Source organism: Viridibacillus sp. KH_047, from assembly GCF_057838945.1.
This window is the reverse complement of the sequence record NZ_CM174479.1, coordinates 3429720-3443827: the sequence shown is the minus strand read 5'-3', so window position 1 is coordinate 3443827 and position 14108 is coordinate 3429720. Positions and strand designations below refer to the sequence as shown.

Here is a 14108-nt window from a genome sequence, read left to right as displayed (position 1 = left end):
TTGGAGTTCACTTTACAATACTACAAAACTAAATTGAACCTAAATAAAATAACCCCGGGGATTGCCGGAGCCATTCTGCAATAGATGCAATTTAAACTTATGTATTTTAATGATAAATATTAATTATACATCAATCATAATTAATATAAGGACCCTATAAAATATAGAATTGATTTCGTAGTTATTCTATGTTTTATAGGGTCCATTTTAAAATTGGAATAATTTCTTTCTTATGAAAATCAAAGAATACGAAGCAACTAAATATCAGCTGTGGATACAAATAATTTACACTCTGTGTATTGTTTTAATATGAAGAAGGTTAAGGAAAGTAGAGACATTTCTAGCTGTTTCAACCTCAACGACTTGCCCATTAATGTTCTTTATTTTTCCAATGTGGTGATTCTTTTCACCAAGATTAAATACAACAAGTTGATTTTGTTTTTTTTCAACTTCTTCTTTTAGCGTATTCAATAATGGATCCTTAAAAGGTTGAATAGAAAAATCAAGATCAGATAATCCGTAAGGTCGTTGATTATGAGAGTAGGGAATTAGCCATTTCAAATGTTTTGTTGCGATAATCATTGTTTTATATATTGGAGAATGGAATACAAAATAATCATCCTTGATATGTGAGATATACCCTTGAAGGGGTTGGTTATTCGTTATATAGATTTCGACGAACATACCTTGTGCCTGTGTAAGTACTTGGGATAGAGTTAAATGATTTTTGTTTTCTTTTGATATTATGCTAGGGGATTCTAAAGGCTCAGAAATCGCATCTTTATTATCTTTATCAATGGCTAAATTTAAAATATGATCAAAGGGAATATAAATATAATCAGTTCCATTAAATAGAACAATCAAGTCATTGCCTAATTCAATGATATTACCTATATGATGTTTTTTCCCCGATAATTCCAATTTGACAATTTCGTTAGCAAAGTTTTGAAATGTATTATTCAAGTTTACCCTCCTATTTAATTAAATAGCAGTTTAATCCATTACCTGTAAAATATTGGGAATCAATATTAAATTAATATTTAAATCATTAAAAAGAAAAATTATTACAAGTATCTATCTTTACTTATTAATATTATTTTCTTGATCGTTCATCTCTCAATTGTCTATACATCTTTTCTGCATGCTTCATTAAAGCAAAGTATTGCTTTTCTAATCTGATTTTTTCTTCTTTTGAACTCAGTTGACTTGTAGGTGAATAATCAAGTTTTGTATTAAATGAGCTTAGTTTTACAACCGATTCCTCTAAATTTTTTTTAATCGCTAATTTGCTAGCATATTTCATTAAAGCTAAATACTGCTTTTCTAATATTATCTTTTCTTCTTTGGAACTCGTTTTTTTAGAAGGCAGTTGAGAAAGTTTTTCATTGGTACAATCAAGCTCTTCGACTAAGTCTTCTAAATCACTTTTAATTGAAGGTAGCTCATTACTAATTGATTCCATCTCATTAAAAGGAAAGTGTTCCTTCTCCTCTGAATGTTGATTACTAAAAATGGTCTTGAAAGTATTGGGTGCTCTTTTTTTGTTCGTTGGTAAAACATTCTGATTGCTTCCTTTATCATCAATAACAACCTCAGATTGAAATAAAGGGAGTTGATCTAAATCGATAGAAGAATGGACTTCGGACTGCGACAAAGGAGTTTGATCTAAAGCGATAGAAGAATCAACCTCGGATTGCAGTAAAGGAGTTTGATCTAAAGCGATAGAAGAATCAGCCTCAGATTGCAATAAAGGGAGTTGATCTAAATCGAAAGAAGAATCAACCTCGGATTGCAGTAAAGGAGTTTGATCTAAAGCGATAGAAGAATCAACCTCGGATTGCAGTAAAGGAGTTTGATCTAAAGCGATAGAAGAATCAACCTCGGATTGCAGTAAAGGAGTTTGATCTAAAGCGATAGAAGAATCAGCCTCAGATTGCAATAAAGGGAGTTGATCTAAATCGAAAGAAGAATCAGCCTCAGAGTGAAGCAAAAGAGTTTGATCTAAATCGAAAGAAGAATCAACCTCAGAGTGAATCAAAAGAGTTTGATCTAAATCGAAAGAAGAATCAACCTCGGATTGCAGTAAAGGAGTTTGATCTAAAGCGATAGAAGAATCAACCTCGGATTGCAGTAAAGGAGTTTGATCTAAAGCGATAGAAGAATCAACCTCAGATTGCAATAAAGGGAGTTGATCTAAATCGAAAGAAGAATCAGCCTCAGAGTGAAGCAAAAGAGTTTGATCTAAATCGAAAGAAGAATCAACCTCAGATTGCAGTAAAGGAGTTTGATCTAAAGCGAAAGAAGAATCAGCCTCAGATTGCAGTAAAGAAGTTTGATCTAAAGCGATAGAAGAATCAGCCTCAGAGTGAAGCAAAAGAGTTTGATCTAAAGCGATAGAAGAATCAACCTCAGAGTGAAGCAAAAGAGTTTGATCTAAATCGAAAGAAGAATCAACCTCAGAGTGAAGCAAAAGAGTTTGATCTAAATCGAAAGAAGAATCAACCTCAGATTGGAATAAAGGGAGTTGATCTAAATCGATAAAAGAATCAGCCTCAGAGTGAATCAAATGAGTTTGATCTAAATCGAAAGAAGAATCAACCTCAGATTGGAATAAAGGGAGTTGATCTAAATCGATAAAAGAATCAGCCTCAGAGTGAAGCAAAAGAGTTTGATCTAAAGCGATAGAAGAATCAACCTCGGATTGCAGTAAAGGAGTTTGATCTAAAGCGATAGAAGAATCAACCTCGGATTGCAGTAAAGGAGATTGATCTAAATCGAAAGAAGAACCAACCTCAGATTGCAATAAAGGGAGTTGATCTAAATCGAAAGAAGAATCAGCCTCAGAGTGAAGCAAAAGAGTTTGATCTAAAGCGATAGAAGAATCGACTTCGGACTGCGACAAAGAAGATTGATCTAAATCGAAAGAAGAACCAACCTCAGAGTGAAGCAAAAGAGTTTGATCTAAATCGAAAGAAGAATCAACCTCGGATTGCAGTAAAGGAGTTTGATCTAAAGCGATAGAAGAATCAACCTCGGATTGCAGTAAAGGAGTTTGATCTAAATCGAAAGAAGAATCAACCTCAGAGTGCAATAAAGGGAGTTGATCTAAATCGAAAGAAGAATCGACCTCGGATTGCAGTAAAGGAGTTTGATCTAAAGCGATAGAAGAATCAGCCTCAGAGTGAAGCAAAAGAGTTTGATCTAAAGCGATAGAAGAATTAGCCTCAAAGTGAAGCAAAAGAGTTTGATCTAAATCAATAGAAGAATCAACCTCGGACTGCAACAAAGGAGTTTGATCTAAATCGATAGAAGAATTAGCCTCAAAGTGAATCAAAAGAGTTTGAACTAAATCGAGAGTAGAATCAATCTCGGATTGCAATAAAGGGAGTTGAACTAAATCGATAGAAGAATCAGCCTCAGAGTGAATCAAAAGAGATTGATCTAAATCGAAAGAAGAATCAGCCTCAGAGTGAATCAAAAGAGTTTGATCTAAAGCGATAGAAGAATCAACCTCGGATTGCAGTAAAAGAGTTTGATCTAAAGCGATAGAAGAATCAACCTCGGATTGCAGTAAAGGAGTTTGATCTAAAGCGATAGAAGAATCAACCTCGGATTGCAATAAAGGGAGTTGAACTAAATCGAAAGAAGAATCAGCCTCAGAGTGAAGCAAAAGAGATTGATCTAAAGCGATAGAAGAATCAGCCTTAGAGTGAAGCAAAAGAGATTGATCTAAAGCGATAGAAGAATCAGCCTTAGAGTGAAGCAAAAGAGATTGATCTAAAGCGATAGAAGAATCAGCCTTAGAGTGAAGCAAAAGAGATTGATCTAAAGCGATAGAAGAATCAACCTCAGATTGCAACAAAGGGGTTTGACCTAAAGCGATAGAAGAATCAACCTCAGAGTGTAAAGGAGGTTGATCAACATCGATAGATAATGCTGAATCTAGTTTTAATAAAAAATGTTTGTTCAGGAATATAGCCTTAGGTGCATCTATAAAATCAACCTTTGCACTCGACTGTGGATTATCTATTTGAAAATTATCCACATCTGTCTTTTTACTAAGTGTCTGTAGGATAACTTCGTCTTCAAGAGCATATTCTTGTACTTCTTCTATAGTGGATACCGATGCTTCATTTTTGGATTGAATAGGGGGAATTTGAGCGACTTCTTCAATTTTATAATTACCTTTATAAATATTTGATATAAATGAATTCTGAATATATAATAGTTCGCCATTGTGTATTAAAATGATGTGATCATCGGCAATTTTACTTAGTAATCCGACAAATAATTGGTTACTCAAACTATTGATAGTAACCCAGCTGTATTTTAAATCTTTTAATACATCAGTCAAATGATCCCTGTCAAGATAAGGGGTCATTTGAGAAGATATACGAATGTCTGTAGCGTTTTTTGAAAGTGCATGGATTTGGTGAAGTGAAAAATAATGTACAATGTCATTCACATCAACAACAAGGTGGTCTTGTTTAACTTCAAGTAAGGTACCTTTTACAAATTGGTTGAAGTTTAGATAAAAACCAATCTTTGCGCCTTTAAGCCCCCCTATTGATTGCCCAAAGCTCTTCTCTTTCAAATAGGGGTCTCCTTTCATGAATTATTTTTTCTGACGAATAAAAAGGTAAACCGCACATGCTATTATTCTTTTCCTTTGGAAGAACTTTCCGAATTACTTGATTTTTTCTTTGCCGAAGAATTACTTTCTTTTTCTTCTTCTTCTTTTACTTTTTCTACTTTAGCGCCATAGCTTAAACTGCGAATATGGAACATTGATAGTCTGATGATTTCTTGGTTTGCAATGAGGATAACATAATCTGTGCCAACTTCATCTAGCACACCCTCAAGCATTTCTGGCCCTCCACGATTAACTTTGACCCAGGAATATTGTAAGCTGTTTAGAATACTTAAAAAGTCTACTCCTGTTTTATACTCGAAGTTTTCAGGAATCTCGAGTTCGAACTGTAAGCCCTCTTTTGCATCAAGTGTTATGCTTTTAACGTGTTGTGTTCTGTAATAGGTAACGCCGTCTGCTTCGGTAAGTAATGCAAAATAATCATCTTCTGCAGCTAATAAATAACCAGTACGAGATTCAGGACCCCCACGATCGACCTTAATGACCTTATTCAATAAAGAAAGCATCATTTCTTTTTTCATCCACTTTTCCCCCTGTTTTCATTGTCTTGCTATTTATATGTACCATTAAGTAGTGAAGTACAGTCATAAGCCCAATTTTTAGAAAAAAGTTGTGATTTTTATATAGATAATCCCTTGCTCCTAAAAATTGTTGAATCGAGTTTCTTTTATATCGCTATATAATGATTTGCTAGGAAAAGTGTGAAAAAATTGATGGTAAATTGTATATGATTGTAATAATAGAAGGCTTAAGAAAGGAATGGGATATCACAAAAAGAAGAGGAGAAGTATCTGGAAATAAAAAAAGACCCCCAGCAATACGTGCTGTTAAGGGGTCTTTTTTGTGAAAACCGTTGTTCCGACGGTCTTCACATTAGGTTTGGCACCTATGATTCCTACTGGGCTCGAACCAGCGACCTCCACCCTGTCAATTCCTATTCCGAAATATCCTATAGTAATTTAAAAGCTCCCAAGGTTAATGGTAGTGCAGGCTCTAACGATTTGTATTCTTCATTAGACTCCTGCAATAACCTAAAGTTATTTTCAATGTGTGACCAGAAGTGTGACCAGGAATAGTAAGATCTATATATAGGGAAAATAAAATAATTACATTAGATTTAAGGATGGTTTGGATACAAAGTTAATTGTCGAATATCCCAAAAAATACAATAAATATCTCTTATCTTTTTCAATGTTAGCTTGTGGCATAGCAGAAAGCTGCAAAATTACAGAGGTAAGGGTATATTACTGTGATATTGGATCAAAGACTTAAATAATTAGAAGAGACATGATATTATGAAAGAAATAATAAACAAACCTCGTATGATTAAATAAGATTTTGATACTGTGTTAAAATGCAACGTAGTTTAGTGAAAACTTTTATTGGAACATGAGGATTTAAGGATAGGAAGATTTTTTAATGAATAGTTTTATAATGCCTAATGTTCAGTTGAATAATGAAAACAGAATGTTTTTAACGGAAATTCTACCTTTAGTGGATTTCAAAAGTAATTGTTTGATGTCTGATGATATACCTTTGGATTTAAAGGGTATTGCTCATAAAATTGAGAAAAGCGAAAAATATACAACGGCTGGAATTGAGACGTTATTTGAAAATGGAATTATCTGCAAATCCGTAAGCGCTGGAGAGGAAATATTTTTCGTTAATCATAAATTTGTTAATGGAAATGATAATTTAACTCTAAAAGTAGCGTTCCATGAAGTTAATACACAATGAAGGTTTAGATATATAGTAATATCTGTATTGGATGAAAATGTTAAGCTTATTTTGAAGAGGAAGATCTCTAAGTACTATTGGAGATCTCCTCTTTTTTTGCTCCAAATTACTCCAAAACACTGAAAATGAAAGGAAATGAGCGAAAATAATAGGAAATATACAATAAAGTGACCTTATTCTTCATTTTTGATTAATAGAACTCAGTGAGCGGTGCCGAAGCTCAATAGTCGTAAATGCTTTTTTTATCTATTATTCGTAAAATTAAAAAGGTAAGCGGTGCTACTTAAAGCCACTTGAAATAAAGTGATTACTTTGGGACATCAATTAGAGAGAAGGAGGAATATTTAATTTATGGCTGTAGCTACATTAATTAAGAGTAACCGTTATATAGAGTTGAAATTATATGATAAGCCTCTAAACACCATAAAATCGAAGGCACATCCTAAAGTTAAAAGTAGACGTTATACATCTACTAATTATGCTGTAAATCAGAAAATCAGTATTTCTAGAGCTAAAAAGCGCTTGAGGAGATTGCTAGAAAGCAACTTTAGTGAAAGGTATACTTTTACAACACTAACATTCCGAGATGATATATATGATATGGATATAGCTTGGAAATGTTTTAGCAACTTTAAAAAAGCCATAGCTAGATATCTACAAAAGGAAGCTTTACCGAAACTAAAGTATATATGCGTAACAGAATTTCAAGATCAAAATCGAGATGGTGTTATCCATTTCCATATGGTATCAAATCTAAAGATAGATCCTAAAGATATTGTAAAGGCAAAGTGGAAATATGGCTATGTAAAATCACAATGTGTAGAGAGTAACAGGATAAGTAATCAGAAAATATGTAGCTATTTAACGAAGCATATAGATGATCAGCGGTTACAGAACAGACGGTATTTCCGTTGCTCCAAGAATCTTTTGAAACCATTGAACTTGCATTATGACAATCTAGAGGATTTGTATAGCGTTATAGATTCATTAGGAGCCACTATCAAGAATAGCCGAGAATATTATAGTGCTTATACAGGAAAATCAAAATACGAAGAATATTACTTAGAAGATAAAGGAGATAATATTAATGCATAAAGAAATAACTGAATATTCTGATGTTTTAGATGTGTCAGATATTCAAGAGATCATGTCTATCGGTCGACAACAAGCATATGAACTTGTTCACTCTGGTGCATTCCATGTAGTAACGATTGGGCGTAGAATTAAAGTTTCCAAAGAAGTGTTTGTTAAATGGTTAGGGGGAGAAGATAATCAATGATTTATAGTAAATTAATTGACTGTAAAAATGTAGTCTATGTTGTTGATTACGAGTCTTCAAGAGAGCTAAACAAATTCACTTATGAATCAGATAGAATAGGAGCAGCAATTACAGCTTTTAAACGTTTATTCAGAACTAACTTTATGGATAGTTCAACTATTACTCTGTACAAAATTCAAGTTACAACTAATAATTTGATAAAAAGTGTAGGGACACAGTTTCTTAATGTAATTAAGAATAAGAGGAGAGGGGCATATGTAAAGGCATTGGTAGTGATCTCGCCGCAAGAAAATCTTAAATATATAACCTACTTAATCACCCAAGGAACAATTGATAACCTAGAGGAGATTATGAGAGAACTAGAGGGAAGTCAGGAGGAAGATGTATTATTAACGATGCATGTAAAAGAGAAAGAAGATATTTTTTTTGATGGGTGTTGGATTCTTGAGAAAATGTCGATGATTCTATTTTATAATATGTTCAATGATGAATACTTAACCTATAAGGATTTAGTTCGCTTCACAGGATTAGAGTATGCAAATGTGTATAAATCTGATAAAGTAAGCGCGGTTTTTAAAGAGAAAGGTTTATTAGACTATAAATATCATGAATCATTTTCAAAGTTTGATTCTAATTCTAGAAAAGATCTCATAATCCACAAGTATTCTAATAATAGAAATGATCCTGGATTATTTTTGGATATTACAACTAATCGCTTAACTCCAAGAAATTATGGAAAGACTACACAAGTGATAGAGGCCTATTAGGGCACTAAAGACTACTGAATTTCAATTTTCAGTAGTCTTTTTATATGCAATATTAAATATATAGCAATAATGAGTAAACTATTGATAATAGATAAAGGCTGTTTTCTCAAAGCTTGTTGCTTTTCAACTATTGAAGGAAGTTAGAGCACTACACTACTAAAATTGATGTAGAATTAACACGATAGACAGAGTAGGTGAAAGTGAAATGATGGAACTACTAGGTGCATTTTCATTAACGATTTTAGGCTTTGTTTTATGTATAGCAGGTATTGTGTATATGAGAAAGACTCGAAAAAAGAAACCTTTACCGCATATTAAATACTATGGAATCCAGCTTGGACTCTTATTAAGTGCCCTATTATCTCTCGTCATATTTTGGGATGCCCTAACGGTGATGCCTAAGATTTTAAAGGGAGATCACGACACAGTAAAGGGTGCGTGTTCAGTTGAATACTGGAGCACTACAAAAAGTTCTTATTTAGATATTACGTTTTCAGAGGATGTGTTTTTTAGTGTGCCTCCAAATCATTGGGACAAAGGTTCATTAACAAAGGCGTATTGCGAAGTTACCTATTATGAAGGTTCTGATTTTGGTATACATTATAAAATATACGATAAACAAAATGGCGCATTATTACAGCGAGATTAACCGCTTTAAGTGAATTTATACAATGGCTTAATCCTGATTATGGGGCATCCAGCGATGGGTACACATTTTCACAAATGGGGGCGCTAATTAATGATCATTGATGCTTAGGTAGCTCTTTTTTCTTTATTCAACTAACGGGGCAGTTTACTTGAATAAGGATAGTACGAATAGACATGGGTAAAAGAATACAAAAAATTAATTAAGGGTGATTTAAATGTATTAAAGTTATACTGAAACCTTAAACAAGAATAACAAAACAAAAGGGACCTTCTAATTGGTCCCTTTACCATTCAAAATACAGTTACGTTATTTTACGTTATTATTCTGGAACATCTGTGTGAAGAGGTGGTGGAACAATCCAACCTTTTTCTTTGTTTAGTTTTAAAAGTTTCGCTCCAAATAGTGCCCATTCTGTATGGAATTTACCGAACATCCTAGCAATATCCTCACGTAAACATTGCCCCATTACTTGGCTACATGACACTAAACCTTGTCCAACATTTACAGCAACTGTTGCACTTATTTCAACATCCTCAAATCTTGCACCAACAGGAATATCTTCAGTCGTTGCTTTTGGGCGACTTGGTAATGCAGGTGGAGGAACAATACCGTTGTTTTTTAATAGTTCCACAACCTCTTTATTATGTGATTGCATCATTTCTATAACTTGTGTGAGTAGCTTTTTCAGGTCTTTATCTCCAACATGATTAACAAATGTCTCATATCCACTTATTAGTCCATTGTTTGCTGCAACAAATGACCAGGAACCCATTACTTCACCATAATGCATAGGATCTTTTTTTGGATTATCCATAACGCCCATTAATCAACACACTCCCTAAGATATTATTTATTCCTTCATATTTTGTATTAAAAATGATTATTAATACATTAAATAATGGTTATGGTGATTTTAACAATTCTATATAGGGAGTTTTTTAGTATATAAAAGAGAGGTTGAAACAACATAAAAATGAATAAATAGGTGAATGAGGTTTTTTGGGACAATGACTTATTTTACTGTGAGAATTATAAATATATCCCAGTTACGTCTTGTTAAGCTAACGGGTGGTTTAGTGGAAGATGGTCGAGCTGTTCAGACGGCTCCTTTTCCTTATTCAACTAAAGAAGCAGTTTACTTGAATAAGGATTGCTAACCTATTTAGAAGATCGTAACTTTTTGTTATTATATTAGTATAGAGAAGTGATTAAATGAATTTAGGGGGTGTTTTTTTGTGAGTGTGAATATTGGCGATGTTATAGTGACTTTAATATATTTTGTCTTTCTTATTTTAGTTATTGCTATTATTTTTATTGCTTTTAAACGATTAAAAGATTCAACTAAAGAAAAACAGATAATTAACCAAAAATTAGACACTATTTTACAAAAGTTAGATGAGCAAAATAAACATTAATACTTGATTTTTTACTCTCTACGCCATTCAACTAATGGGTGCGTTAGCTGAAGATTGGAGCTGTCTTTAAGGTAGCTTTTTCTTATGGAACTAACGGGGCAGGTTAGTTTAAGAAGAGATTGGAGGAAGAATAATGACAAAAAATAAATTTATAGGTCTAGTTGCTTTAGGTTCTTTAATAACTGCAATTGGTTTTATATTGTTATTTTTCAGTGTTAACTTTGGATTATCAGTTGCTGAAAATTGGATATTTAAACAAGATGTAGTAGAAAATTCAACATACCTTGTTGTACTTGAAGGTTTTACAAATAATTTCTTGGCTGCTGGAAGTATCCTTTTTGGGATTGGTCTCACGACCATCATTTTTGCCTATTATAAGATACTTAATATTAACGAATAGAAGTAATAAATATTGTTTTTCTTATTCAACTAACGGGGGGCTTTACTTGAAGATCATTGAGTTGCATATGCAGCTCTTTTTTCTTATTGAACTAACGGGGCAGTTTAGTTGAATAACGAAAATCATAATTATGTTCCACATCTAAAGAAAAATGCTAGTAACAGTTAATTCTTTCAATATATAATTTTTAGAAGACCAAATATATTAATTGTGGTCTTTTTTTCATTTTTTCATTTTTCCGAGAGTGTTTTTAATTTTTTTCGTTGTTAAAAATGAAGGGGGTTGAGCAATTGACGGATTTTATCAGGAAGCTTCAACAGCGTCAGGAAAAGGCACTTGCCTTTGTGGTCGATACATATATGCCTTTACTATAATAACAAGAGTAATCAACACCGTTCATATTAAAGATGAACGGTGTTGTTTACATTTGAATTGTTTAAAGAAGAATTATGTTCTCTTATTATTTCGATCCCGTTACCTGAAGAATAAATAGCTATTTATATAGCAACAGAACAACTTTAGTGTCCTTTTACTTCCTCAACCAAATAATTTCCCCATTTTCTAAAAGATTCACTTCATTTTAGAGTATTTCTACAGAAATTTTCCTCTCATTGTGTAACTGAAGTTATAGTAGTTTATCAGCCGTATAGATATATCCCGCTCTTCGATAGGTAGCGGAGGTCAATATATCCATTAAAACTACCTTAGCGTACAAAATTTCTGATATGTTAGTGAGAGTCCCCAATTAAAATAGAAATTTTTATAACAAAGTGTTCATATCCAGTCACCGATAATTCATCTAAAATGACATCTTCAAAAAAATAGTTATCTAAAAACAACTTATTTTCATTGGCAAATCCAAGCATTTTTAAATAGGTTTCTTCTATTGAGTCATAACCAGTTGTATGGTAAGCAGTTAAGTAGTCACCTTCTTTTTTTAAATAAACATTAGCGTTTGGCAATGGTGATGAAATTTTTGTATAAAAATAGCTATATGAATCATAATAGCCTTTACATATATTTTTAAGATTGATCATTTGCCCTACAGAAAAGCGAGAAGCAATATTGTGCTCATCACAACGTTTTATATGATTTGCAAAAGATACAGCTATACTTCGCTGATCTGAATTGGGAATTACATTTGTAAGAAACAGCAATTCCTTTTTTTCTGTTGATATAAAAATTTTTTCAGTATTTATATTAAATAGAGACTGAGTAGTTTTTATTTTTTGTGAAATCACTTCTTTTATGGCAATAAGTCTATTGATTTCCTTATCAATTTTTTCATTCTGTGTATTTAAAAGAGATATTAGTTTTTCTGGATTTCTTCCGTCTAAATAACTATTAATTTCTTTTAATGGCATTCCTAATTCTTTTAGTGAAGATATAACAAAGAATGGTTCAACTTGAAAAGTAGAATAGTATCTATAATCATTCTCATCTTTTAATTCAGGAGAAAAAATTCCAAACTTATCATAGTGAAAAAGTGTATATTTTGAAACACCGACAAGTTTTGCAAATTCACCCGTTGTAAAATGAAGTTTTTTATTTTCACTCATAATACCCCTCCTATTGACTGTAGTGTAACACTACACCTTATTATAAGGAATATGAATGAACTTAAACTTCAAGTAGAAGTATAAAACATTAAATTTATGAAATGGAGATAGAAAAATGAATAATAAAAATGAAAAGGCTTTTAGATATGCTGGAGAATTTGAGAAGCAGAAAGCAGTTATGCTTTGTTGGCCTGCAGATGCGTATTCAGCCAAAGAATATAATGTTCACGATGTTTTTGTCGAGGTTATAAAGAATCTTGTTGGTGAAGTTGAAGTATATGTAAACTGTGGTGTAGAGGGAACAATTACAACTTGTAAAGAAACACTATCAAACGCTGGAATAAATATAGATTGCGTTCAGTTTACTCAATTTGCCGATGAAAGTTATTGGGCTCGTGATTATGGTGCTGATATTCTTATAGACGACAACGGTAACATGCGTCTTGTAAATTTTAAATTTAATCAGTATGGGTTGACAGATGACAAGGAACCAACTTCTTTTGAGACAGCTAAGATAGCACCACATCAGGCAATTGAACTTGGATGTTATGACATAGTAAATTCCGACCTTATTTCTGAGGGAGGAGATAGAGAATTCAATGGAAATGGAGTGCTTTTGACAATTGAGGATACTGAAGTGAGAAAACGTAACCCTCAATATTCTAAAGAACAAGTTGAGGATGAATTTAAGAGATTATTCAATCTTGAAAAGGTAATTTGGATTCCACATGCTACTTTTGATGATGAGGAAATGTTAGATGGAATATTAGATGTTGTGGATGGAGAACCCGTATATCGTAGTGCATCTGCAAATGGTCATATTGATGAAATGTGTCGTTTTGTAAATGAAAATACTATTTTACTAGCAGAGGTAAGTGAAGAAGAAGCTGAGAAACTAAATTCTGCTCGAATTACAAAAGAATGTTTAGATAAGGCATATGAAGTGGTAAAAAATGCTACAGATATTAACGGTGAAAAATTTAAAATAGTACGTATGCCTTGTCCAGAACCGATGTATATAACTGCAGAATCAGGAGATGAAATATATGACCTATGGCAGTGGTGTAAAGAACTAGATGGTACAACTGATACATTAAGAGACGGTTCTCCATTCCCAAGTGGAAAAACTAAAATGCAGCCAGCTCTTAGTTATTGTAATTTCCTTATTGTAAATGGTATTGTGTTAGGTCAAAGTTATTGGAAAGAAGGTTTACCAGAAAAAATTAAGGAAAAAGATGAGCAAGCCAAGAAAGTTTTAGAAACTATTTTCCCGGATAGAAAAGTAATTACGATAAATACAACAGCACTTAATATTTTAGGTGGTGGTATACACTGTATTACAAAGAATATTCCTAATTAAATTGATCTTTTAAGCAAGAGAATGTGCTTTAAATTTTACTTGGAATATATATATGATAAAATTCTCGAAGTGAAGAAGTAGGGACAATCTTTTATAATATTCTAAAGAAAAACAATTTAAATCCGAAATTTTTAAATGTTATGTAGAGAGATAATAAAGCTTGTTCTATTAACATTAAAGTCGTTTAAAAACATTTAAAATACAATTAAATAAGCATCTTTGTGAAGGTTCTCACTTAAACTAACGGGTGCTTTAGTGGAGGATTGTTGAGCTGTTCAGACAGCTCTTTTT

Annotated in this window: 14 protein-coding genes; 9 read left to right on the top strand and 5 right to left on the bottom strand. The window is 32.6% G+C overall.

Annotated features, from left to right (window positions below; all coding sequences use genetic code 11):
- Nucleotides 1–285 precede the first annotated feature (285 nt).
- The 3 genes from AC3IS5_RS16975 to AC3IS5_RS16965 form a co-directional block, all read right to left on the bottom strand.
- Nucleotides 286–963 (bottom strand): DUF2642 domain-containing protein, encoded by a 678-nt coding sequence (locus AC3IS5_RS16975; protein ID WP_489425441.1) that lies wholly within the window; start codon nucleotides 961–963, stop codon nucleotides 286–288.
- Nucleotides 964–1093: 130 nt separating this feature from the next.
- Nucleotides 1094–4594: a hypothetical protein gene (locus AC3IS5_RS16970; protein WP_489425440.1), complete on the bottom strand. Its 3501-nt coding sequence runs from the start codon at nucleotides 4592–4594 to the stop codon at nucleotides 1094–1096.
- 62 nt (nucleotides 4595–4656) lie between these two features.
- Nucleotides 4657–5172: a hypothetical protein gene (locus tag AC3IS5_RS16965; RefSeq protein WP_489425439.1), complete on the bottom strand. Its 516-nt coding sequence runs from the start codon at nucleotides 5170–5172 to the stop codon at nucleotides 4657–4659.
- 898 nt (nucleotides 5173–6070) lie between these two features.
- On the opposite strand from AC3IS5_RS16965, the gene AC3IS5_RS16960 reads away from it, so the two are divergent.
- The 5 genes from AC3IS5_RS16960 (at nucleotide 6071) to AC3IS5_RS16940 (ending at nucleotide 9083) form a co-directional block, all read left to right on the top strand.
- Nucleotides 6071–6388, top strand: a complete 318-nt coding sequence (locus AC3IS5_RS16960) for a hypothetical protein (RefSeq protein ID WP_489425438.1) — start codon at nucleotides 6071–6073, stop codon at nucleotides 6386–6388.
- A 351-nt stretch (nucleotides 6389–6739) separates the two neighbouring features.
- Nucleotides 6740–7483, top strand: coding sequence for a rolling circle replication-associated protein (locus AC3IS5_RS16955; RefSeq protein ID WP_489425437.1), 744 nt, complete (start codon nucleotides 6740–6742; stop codon nucleotides 7481–7483).
- A complete protein-coding gene (locus AC3IS5_RS16950; RefSeq protein ID WP_489425436.1) occupies nucleotides 7476–7667 on the top strand; it encodes a helix-turn-helix domain-containing protein in 192 nt (63 codons plus the stop codon). Before AC3IS5_RS16955 ends, AC3IS5_RS16950 begins: the two co-directional genes overlap by 8 nt.
- Nucleotides 7664–8434, top strand: coding sequence for a hypothetical protein (locus tag AC3IS5_RS16945; RefSeq protein WP_489425435.1), 771 nt, complete (start codon nucleotides 7664–7666; stop codon nucleotides 8432–8434). The genes AC3IS5_RS16950 and AC3IS5_RS16945 overlap by 4 nt, the downstream gene beginning before the upstream one ends.
- A gap of 205 nt (nucleotides 8435–8639) precedes the next feature.
- The gene (locus tag AC3IS5_RS16940) at nucleotides 8640–9083 is read left to right on the top strand and encodes a flavoprotein (protein ID WP_489425434.1); all 444 of its coding nucleotides are present in this window, start codon (nucleotides 8640–8642) and stop codon (nucleotides 9081–9083) included.
- 319 nt (nucleotides 9084–9402) lie between these two features.
- On the opposite strand, the gene AC3IS5_RS16935 is transcribed toward AC3IS5_RS16940, so the two are convergent.
- Nucleotides 9403–9906, bottom strand: coding sequence for a DUF3231 family protein (locus AC3IS5_RS16935; protein WP_489425433.1), 504 nt, complete (start codon nucleotides 9904–9906; stop codon nucleotides 9403–9405).
- Between the two features lie 184 nt (nucleotides 9907–10090).
- Between AC3IS5_RS16935 and AC3IS5_RS16930 the strand changes: the two genes are divergently transcribed.
- The 3 genes from AC3IS5_RS16930 (at nucleotide 10091) to AC3IS5_RS16920 (ending at nucleotide 10898) form a co-directional block, all read left to right on the top strand.
- Nucleotides 10091–10240 carry a hypothetical protein gene (locus AC3IS5_RS16930; RefSeq protein ID WP_489425432.1) on the top strand — a complete coding sequence of 50 codons (150 nt, stop codon included), beginning with the start codon at nucleotides 10091–10093 and terminating at the stop codon, nucleotides 10238–10240.
- A gap of 78 nt (nucleotides 10241–10318) precedes the next feature.
- A complete protein-coding gene (locus tag AC3IS5_RS16925; protein WP_038183346.1) occupies nucleotides 10319–10498 on the top strand; it encodes a DUF4083 family protein in 180 nt (59 codons plus the stop codon).
- A gap of 133 nt (nucleotides 10499–10631) precedes the next feature.
- On the top strand, nucleotides 10632–10898 hold the full coding sequence (locus AC3IS5_RS16920; RefSeq protein ID WP_489425431.1) for a hypothetical protein: 267 nt from the start codon (nucleotides 10632–10634) through the stop codon (nucleotides 10896–10898).
- 728 nt (nucleotides 10899–11626) lie between these two features.
- On the opposite strand, the gene AC3IS5_RS16915 is transcribed toward AC3IS5_RS16920, so the two are convergent.
- On the bottom strand, nucleotides 11627–12457 hold the full coding sequence (locus tag AC3IS5_RS16915; protein WP_489425430.1) for a MerR family transcriptional regulator: 831 nt from the start codon (nucleotides 12455–12457) through the stop codon (nucleotides 11627–11629).
- Between the two features lie 115 nt (nucleotides 12458–12572).
- Here AC3IS5_RS16915 and AC3IS5_RS16910 point away from each other — a divergent pair, with 115 nt between their 5' ends.
- Nucleotides 12573–13817 carry an agmatine deiminase family protein gene (locus AC3IS5_RS16910; protein WP_489425429.1) on the top strand — a complete coding sequence of 415 codons (1245 nt, stop codon included), beginning with the start codon at nucleotides 12573–12575 and terminating at the stop codon, nucleotides 13815–13817.
- The last annotated feature ends 291 nt before the right edge of the window (nucleotides 13818–14108 follow it).

Bases quoted from the DNA above. Each gene is read 5' to 3' on its own strand.
- AC3IS5_RS16965 (WP_489425439.1), bottom strand. From the start codon at position 5,172: ATGAAAAAAGAAATGATGCTTTCTTTATTGAATAAGGTCATTAAGGTC.
- AC3IS5_RS16960 (WP_489425438.1), top strand. From the start codon at position 6,071: ATGAATAGTTTTATAATGCCTAATGTTCAGTTGAATAATGAAAACAGA.
- AC3IS5_RS16955 (WP_489425437.1), top strand. From the start codon at position 6,740: ATGGCTGTAGCTACATTAATTAAGAGTAACCGTTATATAGAGTTGAAA.
- AC3IS5_RS16950 (WP_489425436.1), top strand. From the start codon at position 7,476: ATGCATAAAGAAATAACTGAATATTCTGATGTTTTAGATGTGTCAGAT.
- AC3IS5_RS16945 (WP_489425435.1), top strand. From the start codon at position 7,664: ATGATTTATAGTAAATTAATTGACTGTAAAAATGTAGTCTATGTTGTT.
- AC3IS5_RS16940 (WP_489425434.1), top strand. From the start codon at position 8,640: ATGATGGAACTACTAGGTGCATTTTCATTAACGATTTTAGGCTTTGTT.
- AC3IS5_RS16935 (WP_489425433.1), bottom strand. From the start codon at position 9,906: ATGGGCGTTATGGATAATCCAAAAAAAGATCCTATGCATTATGGTGAA.
- AC3IS5_RS16930 (WP_489425432.1), top strand. From the start codon at position 10,091: ATGACTTATTTTACTGTGAGAATTATAAATATATCCCAGTTACGTCTT.
- AC3IS5_RS16920 (WP_489425431.1), top strand. From the start codon at position 10,632: ATGACAAAAAATAAATTTATAGGTCTAGTTGCTTTAGGTTCTTTAATA.
- AC3IS5_RS16915 (WP_489425430.1), bottom strand. From the start codon at position 12,457: ATGAGTGAAAATAAAAAACTTCATTTTACAACGGGTGAATTTGCAAAA.
- AC3IS5_RS16910 (WP_489425429.1), top strand. From the start codon at position 12,573: ATGAATAATAAAAATGAAAAGGCTTTTAGATATGCTGGAGAATTTGAG.